The organism is Streptomyces sp. NPDC048521, assembly GCF_043199855.1.
Taxonomy (GTDB): Bacteria; Actinomycetota; Actinomycetes; order Streptomycetales; family Streptomycetaceae; genus Streptomyces.
Genome location: NZ_JBICWR010000016.1, coordinates 59,144 through 82,951 on the forward strand (window position 1 = coordinate 59,144; position 23,808 = coordinate 82,951).

Annotated in this window: 26 protein-coding genes and 3 pseudogenes; 25 read left to right on the plus strand and 4 right to left on the minus strand. The window is 68.9% G+C overall.

Going from position 1 to position 23,808, the window contains the following annotated elements; all coding sequences use genetic code 11:
• Positions 1 to 481: 481 nt before the first annotated feature.
• The 9 genes and pseudogenes from lepB (at position 482) to ACGFRF_RS31015 (ending at position 6,899) form a co-directional block, all read left to right on the plus strand.
• Positions 482 to 1,267, plus strand: a complete 786-nt coding sequence (lepB, locus tag ACGFRF_RS30975) for a signal peptidase I (protein WP_393745589.1) — start codon at positions 482 to 484, stop codon at positions 1,265 to 1,267.
• Positions 1,257 to 1,781 carry an NUDIX hydrolase gene (locus tag ACGFRF_RS30980; protein ID WP_393745591.1) on the plus strand — a complete coding sequence of 175 codons (525 nt, stop codon included), beginning with the start codon at positions 1,257 to 1,259 and terminating at the stop codon, positions 1,779 to 1,781. Before lepB ends, ACGFRF_RS30980 begins: the two co-directional genes overlap by 11 nt.
• 56 nt (positions 1,782 to 1,837) lie before the next feature.
• Positions 1,838 to 2,146: a DUF2469 domain-containing protein gene (locus ACGFRF_RS30985; protein ID WP_014675276.1), complete on the plus strand. Its 309-nt coding sequence runs from the start codon at positions 1,838 to 1,840 to the stop codon at positions 2,144 to 2,146.
• A 112-nt stretch (positions 2,147 to 2,258) separates the two neighbouring features.
• Positions 2,259 to 2,624, plus strand: coding sequence for a YraN family protein (locus ACGFRF_RS30990; RefSeq protein WP_393745593.1), 366 nt, complete (start codon positions 2,259 to 2,261; stop codon positions 2,622 to 2,624).
• Complete coding sequence (locus tag ACGFRF_RS30995; protein WP_393745595.1) at positions 2,625 to 4,250, plus strand: YifB family Mg chelatase-like AAA ATPase; 1,626 nt, start codon at positions 2,625 to 2,627, stop codon at positions 4,248 to 4,250.
• A pseudogene (gene dprA / locus ACGFRF_RS31000) lies at positions 4,247 to 5,056 on the plus strand (DNA-processing protein DprA); the annotation flags it as partial. The gene ACGFRF_RS30995 and the pseudogene dprA, both read left to right, overlap by 4 nt.
• Positions 5,057 to 5,274: 218 nt before the next feature.
• Entirely contained in the window at positions 5,275 to 5,586 is a 312-nt protein-coding gene (locus ACGFRF_RS31005; protein WP_393745597.1) for a hypothetical protein, read from the plus strand.
• A gap of 304 nt (positions 5,587 to 5,890) precedes the next feature.
• Positions 5,891 to 6,124, plus strand: coding sequence for a GntR family transcriptional regulator (locus tag ACGFRF_RS31010; protein WP_393745599.1), 234 nt, complete (start codon positions 5,891 to 5,893; stop codon positions 6,122 to 6,124).
• A gap of 106 nt (positions 6,125 to 6,230) precedes the next feature.
• The gene (locus ACGFRF_RS31015) at positions 6,231 to 6,899 is read left to right on the plus strand and encodes a hypothetical protein (RefSeq protein ID WP_393745601.1); all 669 of its coding nucleotides are present in this window, start codon (positions 6,231 to 6,233) and stop codon (positions 6,897 to 6,899) included.
• Between the two features lie 58 nt (positions 6,900 to 6,957).
• On the opposite strand, the gene ACGFRF_RS31020 is transcribed toward ACGFRF_RS31015, so the two are convergent.
• From ACGFRF_RS31020 to ACGFRF_RS31030, 3 genes are all read right to left on the minus strand, one after another.
• Positions 6,958 to 7,155 carry a hypothetical protein gene (locus tag ACGFRF_RS31020; RefSeq protein WP_393745603.1) on the minus strand — a complete coding sequence of 66 codons (198 nt, stop codon included), beginning with the start codon at positions 7,153 to 7,155 and terminating at the stop codon, positions 6,958 to 6,960.
• A 415-nt stretch (positions 7,156 to 7,570) separates the two neighbouring features.
• On the minus strand, positions 7,571 to 7,759 hold the full coding sequence (locus ACGFRF_RS31025; protein ID WP_393745605.1) for a hypothetical protein: 189 nt from the start codon (positions 7,757 to 7,759) through the stop codon (positions 7,571 to 7,573).
• Between the two features lie 529 nt (positions 7,760 to 8,288).
• The gene (locus ACGFRF_RS31030; protein WP_393745606.1) at positions 8,289 to 8,525 is read right to left on the minus strand and encodes a hypothetical protein; all 237 of its coding nucleotides are present in this window, start codon (positions 8,523 to 8,525) and stop codon (positions 8,289 to 8,291) included.
• A 797-nt stretch (positions 8,526 to 9,322) separates the two neighbouring features.
• On the opposite strand from ACGFRF_RS31030, the gene ACGFRF_RS31035 reads away from it, so the two are divergent.
• The 14 genes and pseudogenes from ACGFRF_RS31035 to ACGFRF_RS31100 all read left to right on the plus strand — a co-directional run bounded on the left by ACGFRF_RS31035 (position 9,323) and on the right by ACGFRF_RS31100 (position 20,610).
• Positions 9,323 to 9,535 carry a helix-turn-helix domain-containing protein gene (locus tag ACGFRF_RS31035; protein WP_393745607.1) on the plus strand — a complete coding sequence of 71 codons (213 nt, stop codon included), beginning with the start codon at positions 9,323 to 9,325 and terminating at the stop codon, positions 9,533 to 9,535.
• A gap of 162 nt (positions 9,536 to 9,697) precedes the next feature.
• Entirely contained in the window at positions 9,698 to 12,097 is a 2,400-nt protein-coding gene (locus ACGFRF_RS31040; protein ID WP_393745608.1) for a phage/plasmid primase, P4 family, read from the plus strand.
• 683 nt (positions 12,098 to 12,780) lie between these two features.
• Positions 12,781 to 12,987: a helix-turn-helix domain-containing protein gene (locus tag ACGFRF_RS31045; RefSeq protein WP_393745610.1), complete on the plus strand. Its 207-nt coding sequence runs from the start codon at positions 12,781 to 12,783 to the stop codon at positions 12,985 to 12,987.
• Positions 12,984 to 13,223 carry an NUMOD4 domain-containing protein gene (locus tag ACGFRF_RS31050; protein ID WP_393745612.1) on the plus strand — a complete coding sequence of 80 codons (240 nt, stop codon included), beginning with the start codon at positions 12,984 to 12,986 and terminating at the stop codon, positions 13,221 to 13,223. The genes ACGFRF_RS31045 and ACGFRF_RS31050 overlap by 4 nt, the downstream gene beginning before the upstream one ends.
• Positions 13,223 to 13,546 (plus strand): hypothetical protein, encoded by a 324-nt coding sequence (locus ACGFRF_RS31055; RefSeq protein ID WP_393745614.1) that lies wholly within the window; start codon positions 13,223 to 13,225, stop codon positions 13,544 to 13,546. Before ACGFRF_RS31050 ends, ACGFRF_RS31055 begins: the two co-directional genes overlap by 1 nt.
• Positions 13,536 to 14,102 carry a hypothetical protein gene (locus tag ACGFRF_RS31060; RefSeq protein ID WP_393745616.1) on the plus strand — a complete coding sequence of 189 codons (567 nt, stop codon included), beginning with the start codon at positions 13,536 to 13,538 and terminating at the stop codon, positions 14,100 to 14,102. Before ACGFRF_RS31055 ends, ACGFRF_RS31060 begins: the two co-directional genes overlap by 11 nt.
• Entirely contained in the window at positions 14,095 to 14,469 is a 375-nt protein-coding gene (locus ACGFRF_RS31065) for a hypothetical protein (RefSeq protein WP_393745618.1), read from the plus strand. Before ACGFRF_RS31060 ends, ACGFRF_RS31065 begins: the two co-directional genes overlap by 8 nt.
• A gap of 348 nt (positions 14,470 to 14,817) precedes the next feature.
• A complete protein-coding gene (locus ACGFRF_RS31070) occupies positions 14,818 to 15,261 on the plus strand; it encodes a hypothetical protein (RefSeq protein ID WP_393745620.1) in 444 nt (147 codons plus the stop codon).
• A gap of 319 nt (positions 15,262 to 15,580) precedes the next feature.
• A complete protein-coding gene (locus tag ACGFRF_RS31075) occupies positions 15,581 to 16,099 on the plus strand; it encodes a hypothetical protein (protein WP_393745621.1) in 519 nt (172 codons plus the stop codon).
• Between the two features lie 56 nt (positions 16,100 to 16,155).
• The gene (locus ACGFRF_RS31080) at positions 16,156 to 16,362 is read left to right on the plus strand and encodes a hypothetical protein (protein WP_365948114.1); all 207 of its coding nucleotides are present in this window, start codon (positions 16,156 to 16,158) and stop codon (positions 16,360 to 16,362) included.
• A 104-nt stretch (positions 16,363 to 16,466) separates the two neighbouring features.
• Positions 16,467 to 18,245, plus strand: a pseudogene (locus ACGFRF_RS31085) (recombinase family protein); the annotation flags it as partial.
• Between the two features lie 201 nt (positions 18,246 to 18,446).
• Positions 18,447 to 18,823 (plus strand): annotated as a pseudogene (locus tag ACGFRF_RS31090) (DNA-protecting protein DprA); the annotation flags it as partial.
• A gap of 322 nt (positions 18,824 to 19,145) precedes the next feature.
• On the plus strand, positions 19,146 to 19,988 hold the full coding sequence (gene whiG / locus ACGFRF_RS31095) for an RNA polymerase sigma factor WhiG (protein WP_393745623.1): 843 nt from the start codon (positions 19,146 to 19,148) through the stop codon (positions 19,986 to 19,988).
• Between the two features lie 64 nt (positions 19,989 to 20,052).
• Complete coding sequence (locus tag ACGFRF_RS31100) at positions 20,053 to 20,610, plus strand: TetR/AcrR family transcriptional regulator (RefSeq protein WP_393745793.1); 558 nt, start codon at positions 20,053 to 20,055, stop codon at positions 20,608 to 20,610.
• Positions 20,611 to 20,900: 290 nt separating this feature from the next.
• Here ACGFRF_RS31100 and ACGFRF_RS31105 read toward each other — a convergent pair whose 3' ends face one another.
• A complete protein-coding gene (locus ACGFRF_RS31105; RefSeq protein ID WP_393745625.1) occupies positions 20,901 to 21,527 on the minus strand; it encodes a peptidoglycan DD-metalloendopeptidase family protein in 627 nt (208 codons plus the stop codon).
• A 273-nt stretch (positions 21,528 to 21,800) separates the two neighbouring features.
• On the opposite strand from ACGFRF_RS31105, the gene rpsB reads away from it, so the two are divergent.
• Positions 21,801 to 22,703 (plus strand): 30S ribosomal protein S2, encoded by a 903-nt coding sequence (rpsB, locus tag ACGFRF_RS31110; protein WP_393745627.1) that lies wholly within the window; start codon positions 21,801 to 21,803, stop codon positions 22,701 to 22,703.
• Positions 22,704 to 22,861: 158 nt separating this feature from the next.
• On the plus strand, positions 22,862 to 23,698 hold the full coding sequence (gene tsf, locus ACGFRF_RS31115) for a translation elongation factor Ts (RefSeq protein WP_393745629.1): 837 nt from the start codon (positions 22,862 to 22,864) through the stop codon (positions 23,696 to 23,698).
• Positions 23,699 to 23,808: the final 110 nt, after the last annotated feature.

The following is a 23,808-nucleotide window of genomic DNA, read 5'->3' on the forward strand; positions in this document are numbered from 1 at the left end:
CCCTTGTCACGTGTCACGTGCCGGGCTGAGACGGCTCGTCGACGCGGGGTCTGGTGCGCCCGCCTGTGGTGTCCCGCCGTGCGCCCGGCTGAGATCTTCCGCCGTACGCCCGGCTGGGAGGCCCTGTCATGCGCCCGGCTGTGATGTCCCGCGGTGCGCCCGGCTGAGACGGCTCGTCGATGCCGGGCTCTGATGCCCAGCCGTGCCCCCGGCTGGGAGGCCCTGTCATGTGCCCGGCGCAGACGGCCCGTCGACGCCGGGTTCGGATGCCCCGCCGATGCCCCGCCGATGCCCCGCCGATGCCCGGCCGAGCCGGGCCGCCGACCCTCGGCGCGATCTCCCGCCGTACGCCCGCTGAGACGACTCGTCGTGCACGCGGCTGAGAGCGGGGCCCTCCGCGAACCCGTGACCCGGTGGGGGTGACCTCGGGCGCGGAACAGGGGCTGCCCCCGTTCGGTACCGCCGGGTAGGGTGCGGGTCCATGGGTGGCGAGAGCACGACGCGTACGGCCCCGCACAGCGGTGGCACAGGCACGGCACAGGCCGGCGGCAGCCGGATCGGGCAGCGGCTGTCCGGGCTCGCCGTGGCGCTGGGCCTGGTGCTGTTCCTCGGCGGATTCGCCTGGGCAGCGGTGATCTACCGGCCGTACACCGTGCCGACCAGCTCCATGACCCCCACCATCGACGCCGGCGACCGCGTACTCGCCCAGCGCGTCGACGGCGGCGATGTGCGCCGCGGTGACGTGGTCGTCTTCGAGGACAAGACCTGGGTCAGCAACGCCAAGGTGGTCAAGCGCGTCGTCGCGGTCGGCGGCGACACCGTCTCCTGCTGCACCGACGGCAAGCTGACCGTCAACGGCAAGCAGATCGACGAGCCGTACCTGCCCAAGGGCAGCCTCGCCGAGATCAAGAACTTCCCGACCGTGACCGTCCCGGAGGGCCGGCTGTTCCTCCTCGGCGACGAACGCCAGGGCTCCCTGGACTCCACCGCCCACCTCACGGACGCGGCCCGGGGAACTGTCGCCGACGACGCCGTCTCCGCCCGCGTGGACGCGGTCGTCTGGCCGTGGAGGGGCATGCTCAAGCGCCCCACCGGTTTCGAGTCGCTCGGTGCCCTCTCCCAGCCCGGCCCGCTGCCCACGATCGAGCTGCTGATCGTCGCCGGTGCCGTCCTCGTCCTCGGCGGCGGCGCCTACGGCCCGATCGCCAAGCGCCTGGGCGGCTCCCGCGCCCGCGCCGCGCGCCAGGAGGCGGCCGGTGTCCGCTGAGCCCACGCGGACGGGCGAGGACTCGTACGAGGGTGGCCTGCGCAAGGTGGCCCGGGTGATCCTCCTCGACACCGAGGACCGCATCCTGCTCCTGCACGGGCATGAGCCGGACGACCCGGCCGACGACTGGTGGTTCACCCCCGGCGGGGGTCTGGAGGGTGGAGAGACGCGCGAAGAGGCCGCGCTGCGGGAACTCGCCGAGGAGACCGGCATCACCGATGTCGACCTCGGTCCGGTGCTGTGGCGGCGCAGGTGCTCCTTCCCGTTCGCGGGCCGCCGCTGGGACCAGGACGAGTGGTACTACCTGGCCCGTACGGCCCAGACGGCCACCGTGGCGGCGGGGCTGACGGAGCTGGAGCGGCGCAGTGTCGCCGGAGCGCGCTGGTGGACGTGTCAGGAACTGACCCGGGCACATGAGACGGTGTATCCGACCAGACTCGCCGAGCTGCTGCAGCGGCTGCTCGACGAAGGTCCCCCGGCCAGGCCCGTGACCCTCGACACGGAAATCGTCTGAGGGATCCCGGGACTGGCGCACAATGGTGGGATCGCACGGCTGAAGGGGAACATGCCATGAGCGCCGAGGACCTCGAGAAGTACGAGACCGAGATGGAGCTGAAGCTCTACCGGGAGTACCGAGACGTCGTCGGTCTGTTCAAATACGTGATCGAGACCGAACGGCGCTTCTACCTCACCAACGACTACGAGATGCAGGTGCACTCGGTGCAGGGCGAGGTGTTCTTCGAGGTGACCATGGCCGACGCCTGGGTCTGGGACATGTACCGGCCGGCTCGCTTCGTCAAGCAGGTCCGCGTCCTTACGTTCAAGGACGTGAACATTGAGGAGCTGAACAAGAGCGACCTGGAGCTTCCGGGCGGCTGACGCCGATCCGTTCCAGACGGGTGACGGAGTTTTCCACAACCGCTGAGTAGCCCACCAAGATCAACTTCTTGCGGTGGGATGCGTGACCGTTGGCGCCGGAGGTGGTGCCGACATGAGCAAGGCACGCAGTGCACTCGGCAAGTACGGCGAGGACCTGGCCGCGCGGCGGCTGGCCCGGGCCGGGATGACGGTCCTGGAGCGCAACTGGCGCTGCGGACGGTCCGGCGAGATCGACATCGTGGCGCGGGACGGTGACGCACTCGTCGTCTGCGAGGTCAAGACCCGCAGGGGCGGTGCCTACGAGCATCCGATGGCCGCGATCACCCCGGAGAAGGCCGAACGGCTGCGGGGGCTGGCCGAACGCTGGATCCACGCCCACGGGGGAGCGCCGCCGGGAGGCGTCCGCATCGACCTGATCGGTGTCCTGCTGCCCCGCCGGGGCGCCCCGTCCGTCGAGCATGCGCGGGGGGTGGCCTGAATGGGATTCGCCCGTACGTGTTCGGTGGCCCTGGTCGGCGTCGAGGGCGTGGTCGTCGAGGTCCAGGCCGACCTCGAACCAGGCGTCGCCGCCTTCACCCTGGTGGGCCTCCCCGACAAAAGCCTGACGGAAAGCCGCGACCGGGTCCGGGCGGCGGTGGTGAACTCGGGCGGCGAGTGGCCGCAGAAGAAACTCACCGTCGGACTCAGCCCGGCATCGGTGCCCAAGGCCGGCTCCGGCTTCGATCTGGCCGTGGCCTGCGCGGTGCTGGGTGCGGCCGAGCGGATCGATCCCCGGGTCCTCGCGGACATCGTCATGATCGGGGAGCTGGGGCTGGACGGCCGGGTGCGGCCGGTGCGGGGCATCCTGCCCGCCGTCCTCGCCGCTGCCGACGCGGGCTACGAGCAGGTGGTCGTACCTGAGTGCGCCGCCGCCGAGGCCGCGCTGGTCCCCGGAGTGTCGGTGCTCGGCGTCCGCAGCCTGCGGCAGCTCATCGCCGTCCTGACCGAGGAACCGGTCCCCGAGGAGGAGCCGGACGAGCAGGGGCGCCCGGGCCCCCTCCTGGCCGGTCTGCGCGTGCCCGGCACGGGCGCCGCCACCGGCATGCACAGCCTGGGCGCCGCACAGCACGACCACGATCACGACCTGGCGGATGTCGTGGGTCAGACCTCGGCCCGTACGGCCGTGGAGGTGGCCGCCGCCGGCGGGCACCATCTGTTCCTGGAGGGGCCGCCCGGCGCGGGCAAGACCATGCTCGCCGAGCGCCTGCCCGCCGTGCTTCCCAGGCTCACCAGGGAGGAGTCGCTGGAGGTCACGGCCGTGCACTCGGTGGCCGGGCTGCTGCCGCCGGGCAAGCCGCTCATCGACGTCGCTCCCTACTGCGCCCCGCACCACTCGGCGACGATGCAGTCACTCGTCGGCGGCGGACCCGGCATCGCCCGCCCAGGGGCCGTCTCCCTCGCCCATCGGGGTGTGTTGTTCCTCGACGAGGCGCCCGAGTTCCACAGCCAGACCCTCGACGCCCTGCGACAGCCGCTGGAATCGGGGCACGTCGTGATCGCACGCAGCGCGGGCGTGGTCCGGTTCCCGGCGCGGTTCCTGATGGTGCTGGCGGCCAACCCCTGCCCGTGCGGGCGCTTCTCGCTACGCGACTCCTTGTGCGAATGTCCTCCGTCGGCGATCCGCCGCTACCAGTCGCGGCTGTCCGGCCCGCTGCTGGACCGGGTGGACCTGCGCGTCGAGGTCGATCCCGTCGGCCGGGCCCAGCTCACCGAGCCAGGCGCCCGGGGTGAGTCCACCGCGACCGTGGCCGACCGGGTGCGGCAGGCCCGGCAACGGGCGGCCGCCCGCCTCGCCGGAACCCCGTGGCGCACCAACAGCGAAGTGCCGGGCAGGGAACTGCGCAGCCGGTACCACGCCGTCGCCGGCGCGATGGACGAGGCCGAACGCAGCCTCGAGCGGGGCGTGCTCACCGCCCGTGGGATCGACCGGGTACTGCGCGTCGCCTGGACGGTCGCCGACCTGGTCGGGCACGAGCGCCCGGACGCGATGGACGTCGCCCTGGCACTGCAACTGCGCACCGGCGTGCCCCGAGGGGTGCCGATGGCCATCGGGGCGCTGACGTGACCGGAGGCGAGGAGTCCGACGGCGAACTGCTCGGCCGGGTTTTTCTCGCTCGGGTCATTGAGCCGGGGGACGAGGTCGGTGGGCGGTGGGTGCGGGGGTTCGGGGTGGAGGAAGTGGCGAGGCGGCTGCGTGAGGGTGGGGAGCCGTTGCCCGGGGTGAGCGGGGTGCGGTGGGCCGGACTGGTCGCGCGGGCCGGGCAGGCGGAGCCGGAGCGGGATCTCGCGGTGGCCGAGGCCGCCGGGGCGCGGTTCGTGTGTCCGGGGGACGCCGAGTGGCCCGGTCAGCTCGACGATCTCGGGGACGCGCGCCCCCTCGGGCTGTGGGTGCGGGGACGGCCCAACCTGCGCATGTGGGCGCTGAGGTCCGTCGCCGTGGTGGGCGCCCGCGCCTGCACCGAGTACGGCACCCACGTGGCGGCCACCCTCGCCGCGGGGCTCGCCGAGCGGGGGTGGGTCGTGGTGTCCGGCGGTGCCTACGGCATCGACGGTGCCGCCCACCGAGGCGCCCTCGCCGCCCACGGAGCCACCGCCGCCGTCCTCGCCTGCGGTGTCGACCGGGCCTACCCGCGCGGCCACGCCGCACTGATCGGCAGGATCGCGGAACAGGGACTGGTCGTCGGCGAGCTGCCGCCGGGTGATCACCCGACCCCGAGCCGGTTCATCCTCCGCAACCGGGTCATCGCCGCGCTGACCCGGGGCACGGTCGTCGTGGAGGCGGCCTGCCGCAGCGGCTCGCTGGCCACCGCGCGGGCCGCGCAGCGTCTCGGACGGTTCACCATGGGCGTGCCGACACCTCTTTCCGGGGGTGCCGCTCTGGCTCCGATCCGGTTCCGGCTGGCCATCGCCGCCTGAGCCCACGGACGGCCCTCCCGCCGCCCAGAAGACCGCCCCGGGCTCCGAGTGCCCGGGGCGGTCTTCTGTGTCCAGGGAGAGCGACGGAGACCCCACGACGGGCCCCGGCTCGATCCGGCCATTCCAGTGGATCGCTGTACAGACCGGCAGATTCCGCCCTTATGATCCTCGCCATGACTACACAGAACCCCAACCACCCTTGCGCCTGCGGCAGTTACGCCTTCGAGGTGCTCATTCATGAAAACGTCGGCGGCGACAAGGTGTGGCAGCAGAAGACCACCGGCTGTGCCGCGACGACCCAGAGCACCTTTGCGCCGGGGCATGACGCCAAGCTCAAGTCACTGCTCATCGCCGCAGGCGTCGGCGGCCACCAGGTGCGCCAGACCACGCGTGACACGGTGATCGTCAAGGACGCGCTGAGGGTGGCCGCCGACCTGGGATGGGAAGACCTCGTCCGCGAGGCCATCGCCAAGGGGGCTCGCTAGCCCCGCCGACGCGGCAGCTCGCCCGGCGTGCCCTCGCCCTTGCAGCGGTAGCACTGGCACAGTGGCCACCGCCCATCGATCAGAGGTTGGTTCGGAAGGGCGTCGATCGACCACTCCCGCGCGCTGACCTCGCGCGTTTCACCCGTCTTGGCGTCGTACCTCAGCACCCGAATGCTTAACCCGGCCATCTGGCCCCCTCACAACGCTGTGACCACTAGGTATCGCGGTATCACGGTATCGCGATCTCGCGTTATCGCATAAGACTGCGGTAGCGCGGGGTACCGCGGGGTCATACGTTCGCGGGGTGAGTGAGCTTGATCGTTCCCGCCCGGTATGGCGGCAGGTGGCCGAGATCATCAGCAAGCGGATCGCCGACGGGACCTATCCGCCCGGCAGCCGCGTGCCGGGCATCGTCGAGCTGTCCGCCGAGTTCGGCATCGCGGCCAGCACTGCCCAGAAGGCTCTGGCGCACCTCCGAGGGACCGGCGAGGTGCGCACCGAGCTGGGCCTGGGCACGTTCGTCAGCGAGTCGAAGTAGGCCGGCTAACGTCGACCGGTCCGAAGATCGGCCAGTGCTGTCGGCTCCTGACGCTAACCTGAGTCGTGTTGATACAGGGTCACTTCACACGAACGGGGCGGGTGCGATGACGGGGAAGGTAAGCGGGGTCGCTTACGAAATCGCAGGCGCCATCGGTGCGCAGTTGGCTCGGCAGGCAGCGGAAGCCCTCGCCTCGCGTGTGTGGCGGACCATCAGCCAACCCCGGGGTGAGCAGCAGGTCGAACGGGTCGTTCAGATCCAGAATGTCTTCGTCGATCAACCCAAGGGTCTTGCCGAGAAGCGGCAGGACTTCCAGTTCGCCGTCCTGAACCACACGCTGAAGCAGTCTGAGTGGACCTTCCGCCTGTGTGTGGGGTTCATGGCTGGCGGTGCGGCGATCGTCTTGACGGGGGCAGCGCTGGCGTTGGTCCACGCAGGGAAACCCGACCGCAATTACGTACCGCTCATGACCGGCTTGACGGGTCTGTTGATGTCAGGCGGCGGTGGCGGCGCGCTGGCGCTCCACTCGAAGCGGGCCAAGGCCGACCTGGCCAAGGCGGCCGAAGACAACGAGAAGAAGATCGACATCGACCGCAACCACAAAGCAGCGATGGCGTTCATTGACCGCGTCCAGGACCCGCAGACCAGAGACCGGCTGAACTCGGCTGCCGCCTTGAAGGCGCTTGGCATGGACGCGCAGCCGGAGACGATGGTCAACCGACTGCTTCCCGACCAGCAGCCCAAGCAGATCGAGCCGGGGGAACCGACCCCCTGACGCTGTGGGCTGGTATGCCGAAGCCCCGGAGGGGCGAGACCCTCCGGGGCTTCGTGCGTCAGAGGACGCCCAGGGCCGAGAGCACCGCCAGGCATAGCAGGAGACAACCTGCGAACGCGGCGCCGCCGTACAGGACGGCTTGGCTGACCGGGGAGCCGGGGGAGTGGCTGAGGAAGCCAGCCACCATGGCCACGATGACGGACAGCAAGGCGCAAAGGAGAATGACCAGCACCTTGACACCGAACGTGAGGTTCAACGGTCCGAGTACCTTTCCCATCTGGGTGGTCGGACCGGGTGTCAGACCTCAGCCCGACCACCACGTGACACACGTGAGGTCTAGCTGAGGCCCACCGACGTCTGGGGCTCATTGGGGTTGGCCTGGCCAGAGCCGCCGGGTAGCCGTTCTCCCTTTTATGCATGGCGCCGAAGCGACACGCAGCCGCAATGCGACCACTAACCTGGGACGTCGGACCCAGGCTCGCGAAGTCACCCGTGGTGGGGGCACTGCCCCCGGTTCATCGCCAACTCTAGCGAATCGCACCAAAGTTGGCGGATCAAACGGCACGAAGCCCGGGATGGTATCTCCCGTGGCCTCTCGCGCGCTGGCCGGCTCCCGTGCCCCGGGGCGGGCTCTCGCGAGGCGGGAGACCCCACGGGAGGCCGGGACGGGCCTACGCGGACGGCTGGGACTGCGATCCCTCCCGCTGGGCTGCTTCCCTCCGGGCGCGCTTCAGCTCCTGCCACGCCTCCCAGGCGCGACGGATCGATGCGAAAAGCTCGGGCAGCTGATCCACGAAGCCCTTGAGGGCGTAAAGAAGGATCGACAGAACGCCGAAAACGGCGAGGATGGCGAGCGTCATGGCCCCGTCCAACGGTCTCGGTACCTTCCGTTCGGGTGACCGAGCCGTGGCTCATGCGCGGGGCATTCGTCAGCTCGGCCACGATGAAGTGGCTCGAACTGAGAAGCCCCGCGTCCGACGTATCGCCGGGTATCTCAGGCGGCAGCACCGAAGCCCTGCCGTAGATCATTAAAGTAGTATCAGGTAGTGCTAGCCGTTGATGCCTAGCAGATAAGCCCAGATCGTGTACCGCTACGGCTGGCCGACATCGGATGAGTGGACCCTTCAGTGGCCCACCCGGCAGCCCGCCCACTGACTAGTTCGCACTCGAAGGTGCGGACGCCGCCAAGAACGGAAAAGCGATCTTGCTTGTTGACCCAGGTTAGGGAGTTCGCAGCTCCGCCCACCTGGGGCAACGCCGACGAGCATAGCGCACCAATCGCCAACGTGGGGCTTTAAACGGGGAATTGGGTCGTGAGCTGCCAAAACGGTGCTGCCCCGCTGCGCGATGCGCTGCGGGGGGCAGGAGTGGCGACGCAAGTCGGCCAACCTACGCGGCGGCGGGCGGCTCCTTGTCGTCCGCCGGGACCGTCACGGGCGGCTCCTCGGTGTCGTCGGGCTTGGCCGCCTCGTCATGCTTCTTCTTGAAGCGTTCCCACGCATCGCGCGCCCGGCTGGCGGAGTCGAAGACGTCGGGGAGCTGATCAAGGATGCCCTTGATCGCGAAAAGCAGCACAGAGGCCACGCCAGCGATGGCGAGAATGATGATGATGGCGGTGCCGTCCACCGATCCTTACCTTCCCTGTCATGGGCCGGATCGGTGGGTCTGCGCGCAGGCAGCCTCGATCCGAACCCTTCGGTTCGGACCGAGACACCCGCGCGGACGCACGAAGCGCAAAAGTGTTCTCGGGTCGGGCTGACGCGGTGCCAGCCCGGGTCGTGCAAGTCGTACATCTTTGGGAAGTCTGACCTTCGCCTTCACGGCTTGGTGCGTCCAAGCCCCCTTGTCGGACTGAGAAGGGGGCTCACCAGCTCCAGCGAGGTGGCCGTCCTGGTTTCTGCGGTTGAGTACAGAGCACCCAGGTGTGCACGGGACTGTTCCTCCCGATGGGCCTAGGTTAGCGCATCCCGGTGTGATCTTGGTCAAGATGTAAGTAACACCCGTCCAGGCGCAGTTGCCCCGGGACAGCGTCTCCGAGGGCCTCGTGCAGGTGGGTACGGCCGGACGCCCCGGGCGGGCACGAGAGGCCGCCGGAGACCCCACGGGAGGCCGGGACGATATATGCCCGGTGCCGCTGGCCAGAGTGCCGGACGGGTGAGCGTCGGGTCGGCGGCCTCCGGGTCAGCCGGCCATAACCTCCCGTGCTTGGCGATCACGTCTCGTGACAGCCGCGGAGACCCGCCAACCGGGTCAAGGGACTTGCTCCACACGCAAATAGACGCAGTGCGAACAGGCGTGTTCTCCTGGGAGTACGCCGGGCGGCACAGCCCCCGGCCAGTTAGGGCCCCCTGTCTGCATCAGGGTGAGGCCGAAGATCCCGCCGTGTCCGGCACCCCCTGTAACTGCTCTGACGGGACTTTGCCATGCCTGCACGCACCTTCAGCCCTGACGCGCTGCGCCAGATCCGGCGGCAGCGCGGTGTCACTCAGCACAAGCTCGCCGCGTCGCTCGGCGTCCACAACACGGCCATCTCCGCGTACGAGAACGGCCGTCGTCGCCCTGACGTCGAGACGCTGGCCACGATCGCCGATGTCCTCGACGCCCGGATGGACGACTTCGTGACGGTGTCGGCGTGATGGACGTCAAGGACGCGCGCCCCATGACGGAGTCCGAGCGCAAGCGGCTCCTCCGTCTCCTGTTCGGCAAGCAGCCGCAGAAGTAACCCACCCCCCAGACACAGCTCAGCCCCCGGGTCCTGGCGACCAACCTGACCGGGGGCTGTGTGGAGAGGTACCACGATGAGCTACACCACGAGTACAGCACCCAGTTTGGATCTGGCGCAAGCGGGTGCTGACCTGGCCACCAACCCTTACCAGGCGTACGAGATGTACCGCGTGGCTGGGTGGCTCGGCACGTTGCCGATCCCCTACAAGAAGAAGACGTTCCCGCCGTCCGGCTTCACGGGCGAGCAGGGCAAGTTCCCGACCGACGCCCAGTGCACGGCGTGGCTCAGCGAGTACAAGGCGGCGAACATCGCCCTTCGGGTTCCTGAGGGCTTGATAGGCATCGACGTCGACCAGTACGTCAAGGATGGCAGGCAGAAGCGCGGTGCCGACAAGCTGCGTGAGATGGCGGAACGCGAGGGCCTGAGCCCCCTTCCGGCCACCTGGTCGAGCACTCGCCGCGACCCGGACGGACCGGCACGCATCCAGTGGTTCCGGGTGCCCAAGGGCATCAAGTTCGACGGTCAGCCGGTGGAAGACGTCGAGATCGTCCAGTACGGCCACCGGTACGCGATGGTCTGGCCCTCGGTCGTACCGGGCGACGAACCCGGCGAGTGGACCCAGTACGCCTGGTACGACTCGGAGGGCGGAGAGGCGAGCCGGATTCCCGCGCCCGACGAGATGTCGTGGCTCCCGGCGGACTGGGTGGAGGCCCTTCGCGAGGCCGAGCAGCGGCCTTCGCGCGGCTCCACGTCGAGCGGCGGCAAGTCCACGTCGAGTCTCGCGGAGCTGCTGGCACTCCCCGCCGACGACCCCGGTAGGAACAACGCCTGGCTTGCCAAGGTCGCCGGCCACCTTGCCCGACTGCACGAAGACGACCGCGACACCTACTGGTTTCGGTTGGAAGAGGCCGACCAGGCGTCCACCGACCCGCACCATCCGACCAAGTTCCGCAAGACGGCCAACAGCGTCTGGAAGACGCATCAGAAGAACCGGGAGACCCGCAAGATGACGTCCAAGGCCGAGTCCCTGGAAGCCGACCGCGTTACCGACGACGGCACCTACGACGAGGGCTTCAACGATGACCGCGTCACCGGCTACTACGAGCCGACGCACGTCGGTCTGGCCCGCCGCCTGAAGGACGAGTACGGGGCCAACCTCCGCTATGTCATCGGGCGCGGCTGGCTCGGCTGGAACGGCCGGAAGTGGGTCGAAAACAACTCGATGGTCTTCCGGGCGGTGCACGACATGACGGACCGCATGCTGGCCGACGCCAAGAGGATCGAGGAGGAGGACCAGCGTTCCAGCGCGGTCAGGTTCGTCCGGTCGATGCAGCAGACGCGGAACATCCGGGGCATCATCGAGCAGGCCAGCCACATGGTCGGCGTCCAGGTCTCCGGCGCAGTCTTCGATGCCGACCCGTACAAGCTGCTCGTCGGCAACGGCGTGGTCGACCTGCGGACGGGCGAGCTGCTGCCGAACCGGCGCGAGTTCATGATCACCAAGGGCACGACGGTGGACTACGACCCCCGCGCCGAGTGCCCGAGGTGGGAAGCCTTCCTGAAGTGGGCGTTCAAGGGCGACGCCGACCTCGTGGACTACGTGCAGCGGATGGTCGGCGACATCCTCATCGGGCACAACGACGGACAGCGCGTGTACTTCCTGTACGGGCCCGGCGGCAACGGCAAGTCGCAACTGATCGACGTGATCGGCGGCGTCATGGGTGACTACTACACCGTGGCGCTGCCGGACCTGCTGACCGCTCAGGCGGCGGCCACCCACACCGAGGCGGAGGCGAACCTTGCCGGGTCGCGCATGGTGGCGATCTCAGAGACCCGCAAGGGGCAGGTCCTGGATGAGTCCCGCGTGAACCGGCTGTCCGGTGACAAGCGCCAGCGTGCCTCTCGGAAGGGTGAGAAGGCGTTCGAGTTCCCGACCACCTTCACGCTGGTCATGTACGGCAACGTCCGACCGACGATTCCCTTCACCGAGGGCGTCAAGCGCCGGTTCAAGGTCTTCAAAATGGACGCCAAGGTCAACCCGGCTGAGCGCGTGGACGACCTGTCCGGCCTGCTGCTGCGCGAGGAGGGTCCGGCCATCCTGGCTTGGGCCGTCCGGGGCGCGGTTCGGGTGGCCTCGGGCGAGAAGATCGGCGACCCGCCGTCCATCAAGAAGGAGCTGACCGCCTGGGAGCGGGAAACCAACCCGGCCGGGGACTTCGTCGAGGCGTACTTGATCCCCGATGCTGACGCCAAGGTCACTAACGATGACCTCTGGGACGCTTACGGACTGTGGAAGGCCAACGGAAACCGAGACTTCGCCAAGAACGTCTCGCAGCTCGGTGGCTACATCATGGACTGGGCGGCGTCGGAAGACATCGAGTACATCACCCGCCCCAAGAGCCCCGTGGCGAAGGTGAACGGAAAGCCCAAGCGCGGAATTAAGGGCTTGGCGCTGAACGTCCCGAGTGCCTGAGCCACCCGCCTGCCAGCAGCAGCCCCCGATCAATTCGGGGGCTTGCTCGTATGGCAACCCAAGAAGTACGGCCGGTATACGGTATACATCCGGTATACGTATTCTCCCCGGTAGATTCCCGAAAGAAAAACTGGAGCTTCTACCCTGGGAGGGGTGTATACCGGCCGCTACCGTATACCGCCGCCGCTGCCAGCAGGCGAGTGGCCATGAGGCCGCTTTATCGCGTTAGGAGGGCCGAGGCCCGGGACGGTATCTCCGAGGGCCTGGGAGACCGCCCCACGGCCCGAGGTGCCGCAGGCACCGGGCGAGGCCCTCCCGGATACCGCCGGAGGCCGGGACGACACCAGGGTGCGACAGCAGGAGGCCCCCGGCAGAGCTGGCCCGGCCGGGCACTGACGACCGGTGACAGCCGAGCACGAGAGGTGATGGCCGGCGGGGACCGCACCCCCAACACGCGTGAGCCCTGACCAAATCCCCACTTGGTCAGGGCTCACGTCTTCCCGGGCGGTCCACGGAGAGTGGGGAAGTGGTGGACCCAGACCTTCCCGCGTCCCGAATCGAGACCGCCACCAGAAAAGCAGCGCGGCGGGTGGTCTGTCCATCTGGTGATTGCCGGGCGAGCAATTTTGCGTTGAAGTCAATTGGTCTTACCTGGCTGGTATCACCGCTGATTCCATAGGGGCATGGACGCCGGAAAGAAGCTGCGGCGGTTCCGTGAGCAGATCGGCATGTCACAGCGGGCAATGGCTGATGTTCTCAACACCACGCACGTGGTCGTGGGGCGTTGGGAACGCGGAGTCTTCAAACCGAACGTGCACAGTCTCGCCAAGATGGCCGCACTCATGGGCTGCACGATAGACGAATTGGTGAAAGACGAGGTGACCGAATGAGCCAGCCGGTCATCACCGAGGAGTGGCGCAAGATCCCGGGGTTTCCGTCCATCTACGAGGTGTCGAACTTCGGGGAAGTGCGGAGCTGGGGTTTTGTGGCCAAGGGGCGCACGTTGAAGACCACGCCGGACCGGTTCAGTGGATATCCGAAGGTTCAGCTTTACAGCGAGGGCGGCAAGCTCATACGGATCTCGGTCCACAAGTTGGTGGAGCTGGCATTCCCGGAGGGTGAGTAATGAGCTTTGAGATCGCCGAACCGGGATGGGTGGCCATCGCGAGGGATGACGTGACCGGCAGGGTCAGCCTGAAGCGGGTGGGCTTCTTCGAGGTGGACGACGAGGGCATAACGCCGCTGGTCAAGGACCACGACGGGGTGTTCTTCCCGCCGGGACCGGAGACGGTCGAGGTCATCAAGACGGACGCCCTGCACACGGCCAAGCTGGCGTGGATGCACAAGCTGGTGGGGATGGCCGAGCGGGCAACGACCTCGGCGGAGTTCGACGCAGTCGAGAGGCTGGCGGATTTCGTAATGAACTGGGAGCCCGGCCATGGCCGCTGACCTGATTCCATTTCAACCCGAGCCGGAACGCGGCAAAGATGGTTCAGCCGAGCTACCAGTAGACCTCACGTACGAAGAGCAAATCGTCCTCGACCTTTGTCGCGAAGGCAAGGGGCGAAATGAAATCGCCAAACTGACAGGCATTTCGACCTGGACGGTCAGTCAAATCGCTTCAAGGCACGGTCATTACTTTGGCAGGTCGCCGCAGGTGGTGGCGGCCCAGGCGGCTCGTGACGCTCAGCTCAAGGAGCGAAAGCAGCGGCTGGCTTTGCAGCTCCTCGACAACGCTGAGCTTTACGCCGACGCGTTGGCCGGGGTCGGCTCACCCAAGGACGGCCAACTCGTGGCCAAGGCGTTGCGAGACATCCTCGAATCTCACGAGTTGCTCAGCGGCGTCTCCGAGGGCGAGGAAATGCAGGGCACCAAGGACTTCCTTCTGGACCTCCGCGAGCAGATGGGCAAGGTTCGGGACGAATTCGAGGCACGACATGGCGTTCCCTTCGATAGCGACGAGGCGCGCCGAATTATCGAGCAGGAGGAAAACAGCGATGAGTAACCGTAACTTCAGCCAGGCCGTGCAGGGACCGATGACGCCGGACGGGCCGAGCGTGGAGGACCTGCGGGCGGAGATGTACGGCGGACAAGTGGCCGGGCGGTTCCACCACCGGGAGAGCCGGACCCCGCTGGACTCGGCGGTGGTCCAGGGCGAGTCGATCCCGGGCGACGGCACCATGACCGAGGACCAGGCCGCCGAGATCCGGAAGGCCGCCGGGATCGGGGCCGACAACGCCCACGCCGGGCAGGCCGCCAAGTCCTACAGCGACCGGCGAGACCCGATCTCGGGCGGCGTGATCCGGACCTGGGAGGACGGCCGGACCGAGACCGTGGACGAGGTCCGCCCGGCCAGCCGCTGGCGCGGGTAGGCCGCAGCCAGATCGGTGCGCGGAATGGGCGTCAGCCCGCCTGTTCCGGGTGCCGCTCGTCTGGTCCGGACCGGGTCCGCCGGATCGGTCAGCCGGACCGCCGGATCTTGCCGACCAAGCAATTCCGAGGCCCGGACCAGAGGCCGAGATCGGACCCGGGCCCGGACCAGATCCGCCCGATCTTGTCGACCCAGCAAGCCGGGTCCGCCGGACCCAGACACAGATGAACCCCGGACCTCACCGCCAAGCGAATTCCGGGGTTCACCTTCCGCTCTGACCTCCACCGACTGAGGCCACTGCCGCCCTTCCAGGAAAGCACGGGCGAGCGGTGGCCGGAAGGGATTACCGATGGCCACCGCCAAGGCGTTCCGGCCGGAATTCAAGACGCGCGACGGACGCAAAGTCAGCTTCGGCGCGAATTACACCCACGACACCACGGCAAAGCGCAGGGCCGGGCTCACCAAGGCTGGTCGGCCGAAGGTCGAGACCGTGGGCGCTGGCACGGTCGTCAGGCGACCTCGCCGCTGGCTTCCCTGGGCCGTCTTCGGCGTGAACTCGGCCGTGCTGGGCGGCACATGGGTGGTGGCCGAGCTGGGTCCGGCGGTGGGTGGCGTGGTCATCGGCGTTGCGCTGTGGGCCGGGTACCGCGTCGCGCGTTGGACGGCAGGGGAGTGGGCCTACTTCGCCACCAAGTCCCGGCAGATCAGGGGCGGCCAGCAGGTGGCCGAGTTCGCCAGCGAGGGCCTGCCTCCGCAGACGCGCATCCCGGGCGACACGGTCAGTCGACCCTGAGCCGGCCATCACGGCTCGTGACTGTAACTGTAACTGTGACTGTGGCAGAGACCCCCTCCCACCCGGTACGTGCCCGGGCACGGGGGGTATGCCGGGGTATTCCAGTTACAGTCACAGTCACAGTCACAGTTACGCGCGGTGACAGAAGGCGGCCATCACCTGCCGTGAATGGCGGTGTGCGAATAGGTGTGGTCCCGCCCATGCCGCGCACCCTTTTAGATTCGGCTAAATTTCAGAAATTGTGCGGTGCGCAAATCCCGTGATTTGATTTTCTCGCAATTCCGGAACGGCCGGAATTCGGGAATAGGGGAGACTGGAAATGGCCGCCAAGACCGCCGCGAAGAAGACCGAGACCACCGAGCCCACCGCTTGCGAGTGCAGCCGGTACGACGCCCTCCCGGCGGACCTGACCGAGGCCGACCTGGAGTCCGGTGACTTCGAGATCCTCACGACCGGCTGCACGGCGACCACCAAGCGCCAGTTCGCCCCCGGCCACGACGCCAAGCTGAAGTCGGCCCTCATCCGCTGGGGTGCCCTCGGCCTGGACATCCGGCGCAACGAGGATGGCGTGGCCACCAGCGCCAGCCCGGCCAAGCACGCCAGCCGCTACGCCTTCGCCCACATGGTCACCGCTGGCGTGAAGCGCGCCCAGGACAAGGCCGCCGAGAAGGCCCGCAAGGCCGAGGAGCGCGCCACCCGCGAGGCCGCCCCGAAGACCCCCAAGAAGGTCACCGCCAAGGTCGGCCGCGCCACCTTCACCGGCCACATGGACGGCGACCACTTCGTCTACGAGGTGAAGGGCAAGGAGCGCCGGACCCTCAAGTTCCAGGCCGCCTGACCGACCCGCAGCGCCGGGCGGTCGGCGCAGGCCGCCCGGCTCCGAGAGGAGCCCAAGTGTTCAAGATCCAGTGGCGCAACTCCAAGGGGCGGCTGATCACCGCCACCACGGCCGACATCGGCACGGTCCGCAGGTACGTCATGCAGGCCACCTCCGACGTGCCCGACGTCACCGTCAACCAGATCCGCATCCAGCAGGTGGTCATGGACGAGCTGACCGGCGACGTGGTGTGGGCCGACTGCACTGCCGACTTCACCCGCTGACCCTCAACATGAGCCGGCCAGGTTGGGGGTGCCTCCCCAACCTGGCCCGTGAATCGATCGGACGATCCATGTACCAGCGAAACACAGACGCCCTGGACGTGGCCATGGGTGTCGTTGACCGTGCCGTCCAGCCGGTCAGGCTCCGGGCGGTCGCCTATGCCCGCGTCTCCACCGAGGAGCAGGCCAAGGGCTACGGCGTTCAGGCCGCCCTCAAGAAAATCACCCGCTACATCGGGCGCAAGGACTGGGACCACGTCGGTACCTACACCGACGAGGGCATCAGCGGCAGCCTGGAGGCCGCCGACCGTGAAGACCTGAAGCGGCTGATGGCCGACGCCCACCGCACACCCCGCCCCTTCGACATCGTCGTCGTCAGCGAGGGCCGCGCCATCGGCCGAACCGGTCGGGCGTTCTGGCGGTGGGTCTGGGCCCTGGAGGACATCGGCGTCTATGTCGGCGTAGTAGAGGACGACTACGACAACAGCACGGCCGAGGGTCGCAAGAAGATGCGCCGTGACGCCGACTACGCCGAAACCGAGTGGGAGACCATCCGCAAGCGCACCCAGGGCGGTCTCCAGGAGAAGGCTGAGGACGGGGGGTGGCCGGGTGGCACCCCGCCTTACGGCTATGAGATCGCCTGCCAGGGCCAGAAGGGCAAGTCACACCTTGTCCAGTGCGCGGCAGAGGTCAAGATTCTGCGGCTGGCCTGGAGGCTCGTAGTAGAGGACGGCGTCACCAACACGCGCGACCTGGCCGCCCGGCTGAACGCCATGGGCCACCTCACCCGATCGGGCGTTCCCTGGTCTCACTCGAACCTGCGCGCCAAGCTCCTGTCCGAGTCCACCGTGAACGCCCGAGTGATCTTCCGGAACCCCAACCGCACGCATGCCGGGCACGGGGCGAAGTTCGGCCGGGACGGCAAGCCGCTCAACGGCGAGACTGTGATCATCAAGCTCGATCCGATCTTCACGCCGGACGAGGTGGCCGCCCTCACCGCAGCCCTCGGCCAGACCTCCAAGGGCAAGGGCAAACCACAGCCGAAGCCCTACCCGCTGTCGAAGCGACTGTTCAACGAGCACACGGGCTGCAACTCGCATCACGTCGGCATGGCGCGCACCAGCCGGGAGGGCCGCTGGTACCGGTGCACCGGCCTCGCCGCGAAGTACCCGGGCGATCCGACCTGCACATGCAAGATGGTGGACGCCGACGCGATGGAGGCCGCTGTCTGGGGCGAGGTGGTCGGCCTGTTGGGCGACCCCAACCGCCTCAAGGCGATGGCGGCTGAGTGGGTCGGCATGGCCGAGGGCGACCAGGTGCAGCACGCCGACCGCATCGCCGAGTTTGATCGACAGATCGCCGACCTGGACAAGGCCATCACGACGATGGTCACCGAGTACGCCAAGGCGGGTCTGCCCGCGTCGGCTGTCGCCGCTGCCAGCGCTGCCCTTGTAGAGGAGCGACGCCAGCTTGCCGATCTGCGGGACGAGGCTGCCCAGTGGCTGGAGGAGACCGAGGCCACCGCCCAGCGCGCCCGCGACCTCGAAGCGCTGGCCACGATGGCGCGCACCCGGCTGGCCGACATGGACCCCGCCCACCAAGCTGAGGTGCTCGCCCTGCTGGACGTGCGCGTCACGATCACCGGCCCGGTGCCGAAGCCCAAGCTCGGGCTGTCGTGCTCGATGGCAGAGTGGTTCAAGGCCGCCGGGCGCAAGGTGCCCTCCGAGCTGACCGACGACATGTGGGCGCTGGCCGAGCCGATCGTGAAGGCGTGGGAGCCACCGAACCACAAGCTCAGGCCCGGTCGCCTGATGCTCGATGCGATGTTCTACAAGGCGCGCACCGGGTGCCGCTGGGAGGACCTGCCGGAGCGGTTCGGCGCGTGGAAGGGCATCCACTCCCGTTATAAGACGTGGCGAAACTGCGGCGTCTGGGACGAGATCATGTCGGCCCTGCCCGTGGACGGCCCCGGCTACCGCCCCATCCCTGAGCTGAACCTGGTGCCGCCCTTCCGGGTGGAAGGCCGCGTGGACCCGCGTGTCCTGACCGGCCCGGATATCCAGGAAGAAGCGGTGTCCGGAGAAACAGGTGTGCCCGGCCCGGTCACCAGCGCTCTGTCCGCCGGCGTGCACGAGTTGCTGCGCGGGGAGGCCGCCCTGGTCACCGATGCCGCGGAGGTGGTCGAACTCGTGGGCGATATGGGTGAGCTGGCCCCGCCCGCCGGGGCCCGGTCCTCCCGCGGGACCTGCTGGAACCGGCCTCCCGGACCGTCCTCGCCGCCCTGCCCGGCGGGCGAGCGGCTCCTGCCGAGGAGATCGCGCTCGGCGCACGGACCACGCGGGACGAGGCGATCGCGAGACTGTACGAACTCAGGGCACTTGGTTACGTCGAACGCCATGGCGATGGCTGGAAGTTGACACGCCAGGCGATGACCTCTCTCCGGGACGGTCACCGCTCATGTTGACCGAGCGTGTTCGGCCGTCCGGGCGAACGCCCGACGCCCTTGAGGTTTCCCGGAGTTGGCCCCTCCGGCCGGTCACGCAGAGCGAGCCCCGGGACGTGGTCACGGGGTCGACCGGGGCGCCCCGCGCAGGGGTGGAGCCTCGCTGTTCGCACATCGCGACGCCTCAGTCACGCTACGCTCACGAAGGCGCCGACACAGACCGCGCCAACTCGACATGAGACCGACAGCTCACCCAGGTAGCCCACTTCCTCCCACGAACCCCACCTCCGCCCACCTCACGGCACTTCACAGCACTTCACGGCAGAACGGCACAAGGCGACGAATGCCCCAGCACACCTCCGGGTCCGACCGGGCGGCGCTCCCCCCAGCCGCCCGCGACGGTGGCAGCGTGCGGCCGCCCGCTCCCTCGACGCTCGACGAGCTGTGGCGGTCGTACAAGGCGACGGGGGACGACCGGCTGCGGGAGCAGCTGATCCTGCACTACTCGCCGCTCGTCAAGTACGTCGCGGGCCGGGTGAGCGTCGGCCTGCCGCCCAACGTGGAGCAGGCGGACTTCGTGTCCTCCGGGGTCTTCGGGCTGATCGACGCGATCGAGAAGTTCGACATCGACCGGGAGATCAAGTTCGAGACCTACGCGATCACCCGGATCCGCGGCGCGATGATCGACGAGCTGCGGGCGCTGGACTGGATCCCCCGCTCGGTCCGGCAGAAGGCGCGGAACGTCGAGCGTGCCTACGCCACCCTGGAGGCCCGGCTGCGGCGGACGCCGACGGAGGGGGAGGTCGCCACCGAGCTGGGCATGGAGGTCGACGAACTCCACGCGGTTTTCAGCCAGCTGTCGCTGGCCAACGTGGTCGCCCTGGAGGAGCTGCTGCATGTCGGCGGTGAGGGCGGGGACCGGCTCAGCCTCATGGACACGCTGGAGGACACCGCCGCCGACAACCCGGTCGAGGTGGCCGAGGACCGGGAACTGCGGCGGTTCCTCGCGCGGGCCATCAACACCCTGCCCGAGCGGGAGAAGACCGTCGTCACGCTGTACTACTACGAGGGGCTCACCCTCGCCGAGATCGGCAATGTGCTCGGTGTCACCGAGAGCCGGGTCAGCCAGATCCACACCAAGTCGGTGCTGCAGCTGCGGGCCAAGCTGGCGAGCTTCGGGCGCTGAGTCCTCCCTTCCGGGATGGCGTGTCCGTAAAGTGGTCGACGTGCCAAGGATTCGAGCGGCCTCCGTGGCCGAGCACCGGTCGATGCAGCGAGCCGCCCTGCTGGACGCGGCTCGTTCCCTGCTGTCCGAGGGCGGGACGGAAGCCCTGACCTTTCCCGCGCTGGCCGAGCGGACGGGGCTGGCGCGGTCGTCCGTGTACGAGTACTTCCGGTCGCGGGCGGCCGTGGTCGAGGAGCTGTGCGAGGTCGACTTCCCGCTGTGGGCGGCGGAGGTGGCCTCGGCCATGGAGCGCGCGGACTCGCCCGAGGGCAAGGTCGAGGCGTATGTGCGGCGGCAGCTGGCGCTGGTCGGGGACCGGCGGCACCGGGCGGTCGTCGCCATCTCCGCGAGCGAGCTGGACGCCGGGGCGCGGGAGAAGATCCGGGCGGCCCACGGGGGGCTGGTCGCCATGGTCGTCGAGGCGTTGGGGGAGATGGGGCACGAGCAGCCTCGGCTGGCGGCGATGTTGCTGCAAGGGGTGGTGGACGCGGCTGTGCGGCGCATCGAGCTGGGGGCGGCGGAGGATCCCTCGGCGATCACGGACGCTGCTGTGACCATGGCTCTGCGCGGTGTGAAGGGCTGAGGCCGGCTGGGCCGGGCGCGCGCCGGGTCGCTTGCCCGCGCCGACGGGGTGCGGCCTTCTTTCGGGATGGATGCCACCCCCAGCGGCACGACAGCCCGCAATTACGCCGCGCCTGCCCGCAGCCTCGTAGGCGCGCCTGCCCGCAGCTACGCGGGCCGCGACTGCCCTCGAGCTGTGCGGCGTGTTTCCCCGCAGCCGCGCGGACCACGGCTCCCCGTAGCCGCGTGGGTGATTTCCCGCCAGCCGCGCGGGCCACGGCTCCCCGCAGTTGTGCGACAGCCGGCCCGCGGCTACGCGGGCACCGGTACGCCCAGCACCGGCAGCAGTCTCGACGGGCCCCTGTGCAGCAGCCACGGTGGGAGCAGGGACAGCGGGTCCAGGTAGGCGTCGCCTCTCAGGAGGCCCCAGTGCACGCACGTCGCCCTCCCGCAGTGCGAGCCCGTCGGTTCCACCACCCCCACCACCTCGCCCGCCCCCACGTCGTCCCCCTTCTTCACCGACGGGCTCACCGGCTCGTACGTGGTGCGCAGGTCCGTGCCCGCGAGTTCCACCGACACCACGCCCCGCCCCGCCACCCGGCCGGCGAAGGACACCCGTCCGGCCGCCACCGCTCGTACCGGGGAACCGGCCGGTGCCGCCAGGTCCACACCCCGGTGGCCGGCGCCGTACACCGTCGCCGGTGGCTCCCAGCCCCGTAGCACCGGCGGACGGACGCCCACCGGCCAGGCGCGGCCGATGGCCGGGACCGGGGCCCGTGAGGCGGGCGGCGGCACCGGGCTCGGGGCGTCCGCCCAGGCCAGACGGGCCTCCGCCCTGGCTCGAGGGGCGTCCGCCCAGGCCGGAGGGGTGACCGCGGCCGTGGCCAGGGCCAGCGGCACAGCCGCCCACACCGAGACACATCGCATCACTCGTCGCATGCGAGAACCGTCCCGCACCCGCACCGAACACGGCCGGACCCTGTGGACCACTCCCCGGTTGTGGACAGCGGCGTCACCCGTTGCCTCGCCGGTCCCGTACACTTCTTCTGGCGATCCGGGTCACCGGGTCGACTTCGCACGCCCCGGTACGGACCCGGCAAGGGTTCGTGCCAAGCGCCTCTCGGTCCTTAGTGGCACGGCGCACCACGGGCGTCAGGCGCGGCCGCCGTCCGGCGGGCGCGGCACAACCGAGAAAACCAAGGAGATACGGCCATGGCCGTCGTCACGATGCGGGAGCTGCTGGAGAGCGGCGTCCACTTCGGTCACCAGACCCGTCGCTGGAACCCGAAGATGAAGCGCTTCATCTTCACCGAGCGCAACGGCATCTACATCATCGACCTGCTCCAGTCGCTGTCGTACATCGACCGCGCCTACGAGTTCGTCAAGGAGACCGTCGCCCACGGCGGCACGGTCATGTTCGTCGGCACGAAGAAGCAGGCGCAGGAGGCCATCGCCGAGCAGGCCACCCGCGTCGGCATGCCCTACGTCAACCAGCGCTGGCTGGGCGGCATGCTCACCAACTTCTCGACCGTCTACAAGCGTCTGCAGCGCCTCAAGGAGCTCGAGCAGATCGACTTCGAGGACGTGGCCGCCTCCGGCCTCACCAAGAAGGAGCTCCTGGTCCTCTCGCGTGAGAAGGCCAAGCTGGAGAAGACCCTCGGTGGTATCCGCGAGATGCAGAAGGTGCCCAGCGCCGTCTGGATCGTGGACACCAAGAAGGAGCACATCGCCGTTGGTGAGGCCCGGAAGCTGAACATCCCGGTCGTCGCGATCCTCGACACCAACTGCGACCCCGACGAGGTCGACTACAAGATCCCGGGCAACGACGACGCGATCCGCTCCGTCACCCTGCTCACCCGTGTGATCGCCGACGCCGTCGCCGAGGGCCTCATCGCCCGTTCCGGCGTGGCCGCCGGTGAGAAGGGCGAGAAGGCCGCGGGCGAGCCGCTCGCCGAGTGGGAGCGTGACCTGCTCGAGGGTGAGAAGAAGGACGAGGCTCCGGCTGCCGAGGCCGAGAAGCCGGCCGAGGCCGCTGCCGAGGCCCCGGTTGCCGAGGCCCCGGTTGCTGAGGCCCCGGCCGCCGAGGCTCCGGCCGCCGAGGCCGAGCAGGCCTGACGCCGATCCGTCAGCGTTCGACGGCGGGGGCGGGACATGACTCCGCCCCCGCTGTTCACCCGTAGGTCGGCACGACGTACGCGGTCCGCGTGCACATGTGGACCGCAGACCGTGCGGATCTGAAGATCTTCCAGACTTCGAGAAAGACTCACAGACTCATGGCGAACTACACCGCCGCCGACGTCAAGAAGCTCCGTGAGCTGACCGGCGCCGGCATGATGGACTGCAAGAAGGCGCTGGACGAGGCCGAGGGCAACGTCGAGAAGGCCGTCGAGGCGCTGCGCATCAAGGGCCAGAAGGGCGTCGCCAAGCGCGAGGGCCGCTCCGCCGAGAACGGCGCCGTGGTCTCCATCATCGCCGACGACAACTCCTCCGGTGTCCTGGTCGAGCTGAAGTGCGAGACGGACTTCGTCGCCAAGGGCGAGAAGTTCCAGGCCGTCGCCCAGACGATCGCCGAGCACGTCGCCAAGACCTCCCCGGCCGACCTCGAGGCCCTGCTCGCCTCGGAGATCGAGGCCGGCAAGACCGTCCAGGCGTTCGTGGACGAGGCCAACGCCAACCTCGGCGAGAAGATCGTCCTGGACCGCTTCGCGCAGTTCGCCGACGGCTACGTCACCGCCTACATGCACCGCACCATGCCCGACCTGCCCCCGCAGATCGGTGTCCTGGTCGAGTTCGACAAGCCGAACGCCGAGGTCGCCAAGGGCATCGCCCAGCACATCGCCGCCTTCGCGCCGAAGTACCTCTCCCAGGAGGACGTCCCGGCCGAGGTCGTCGAGTCCGAGCGCCGCATCGCCGAGGAGACCACCCGCGCCGAGGGCAAGCCCGAGGCCGCGATCGCCAAGATCGTCGAGGGCCGGGTCAACGGCTTCTTCAAGGACGCCACGCTGCTCGGCCAGCCGTACGCGCTGGACAACAAGAAGTCGGTCCAGAAGGTGCTGGACGAGGCCGGTGTCACCCTGAAGCGCTTCTCGCGCATCAAGGTCGGCATCTGAGTCCGTACCGCGATCGACGCGCGACCCGCGGAGAAATCCCGATAGGGTCGACAGCAGTCGTCCGCGCACACCGCCACACCCGGGCGTGGGGCGGACGGCAGCAGATCTGA

Excerpts from the sequence above, each read along its gene's own strand:
- lepB (WP_393745589.1), top strand. The coding sequence starts at position 482 with ATGGGTGGCGAGAGCACGACGCGTACGGCCCCGCACAGCGGTGGCACA.
- ACGFRF_RS30985 (WP_014675276.1), top strand. The coding sequence starts at position 1,838 with ATGAGCGCCGAGGACCTCGAGAAGTACGAGACCGAGATGGAGCTGAAG.
- ACGFRF_RS30990 (WP_393745593.1), top strand. The coding sequence starts at position 2,259 with ATGAGCAAGGCACGCAGTGCACTCGGCAAGTACGGCGAGGACCTGGCC.
- ACGFRF_RS30995 (WP_393745595.1), top strand. The coding sequence starts at position 2,625 with ATGGGATTCGCCCGTACGTGTTCGGTGGCCCTGGTCGGCGTCGAGGGC.
- ACGFRF_RS31005 (WP_393745597.1), top strand. The coding sequence starts at position 5,275 with ATGACTACACAGAACCCCAACCACCCTTGCGCCTGCGGCAGTTACGCC.
- ACGFRF_RS31015 (WP_393745601.1), top strand. The coding sequence starts at position 6,231 with ATGACGGGGAAGGTAAGCGGGGTCGCTTACGAAATCGCAGGCGCCATC.
- ACGFRF_RS31025 (WP_393745605.1), bottom strand. The coding sequence starts at position 7,759 with ATGACGCTCGCCATCCTCGCCGTTTTCGGCGTTCTGTCGATCCTTCTT.
- ACGFRF_RS31035 (WP_393745607.1), top strand. The coding sequence starts at position 9,323 with ATGCCTGCACGCACCTTCAGCCCTGACGCGCTGCGCCAGATCCGGCGG.
- ACGFRF_RS31040 (WP_393745608.1), top strand. The coding sequence starts at position 9,698 with ATGAGCTACACCACGAGTACAGCACCCAGTTTGGATCTGGCGCAAGCG.
- ACGFRF_RS31045 (WP_393745610.1), top strand. The coding sequence starts at position 12,781 with ATGGACGCCGGAAAGAAGCTGCGGCGGTTCCGTGAGCAGATCGGCATG.
- ACGFRF_RS31050 (WP_393745612.1), top strand. The coding sequence starts at position 12,984 with ATGAGCCAGCCGGTCATCACCGAGGAGTGGCGCAAGATCCCGGGGTTT.
- ACGFRF_RS31055 (WP_393745614.1), top strand. The coding sequence starts at position 13,223 with ATGAGCTTTGAGATCGCCGAACCGGGATGGGTGGCCATCGCGAGGGAT.
- ACGFRF_RS31060 (WP_393745616.1), top strand. The coding sequence starts at position 13,536 with ATGGCCGCTGACCTGATTCCATTTCAACCCGAGCCGGAACGCGGCAAA.
- ACGFRF_RS31065 (WP_393745618.1), top strand. The coding sequence starts at position 14,095 with ATGAGTAACCGTAACTTCAGCCAGGCCGTGCAGGGACCGATGACGCCG.
- ACGFRF_RS31070 (WP_393745620.1), top strand. The coding sequence starts at position 14,818 with ATGGCCACCGCCAAGGCGTTCCGGCCGGAATTCAAGACGCGCGACGGA.
- ACGFRF_RS31075 (WP_393745621.1), top strand. The coding sequence starts at position 15,581 with ATGGCCGCCAAGACCGCCGCGAAGAAGACCGAGACCACCGAGCCCACC.
- whiG (WP_393745623.1), top strand. The coding sequence starts at position 19,146 with ATGCCCCAGCACACCTCCGGGTCCGACCGGGCGGCGCTCCCCCCAGCC.
- ACGFRF_RS31105 (WP_393745625.1), bottom strand. The coding sequence starts at position 21,527 with ATGCGACGAGTGATGCGATGTGTCTCGGTGTGGGCGGCTGTGCCGCTG.
- rpsB (WP_393745627.1), top strand. The coding sequence starts at position 21,801 with ATGGCCGTCGTCACGATGCGGGAGCTGCTGGAGAGCGGCGTCCACTTC.
- tsf (WP_393745629.1), top strand. The coding sequence starts at position 22,862 with ATGGCGAACTACACCGCCGCCGACGTCAAGAAGCTCCGTGAGCTGACC.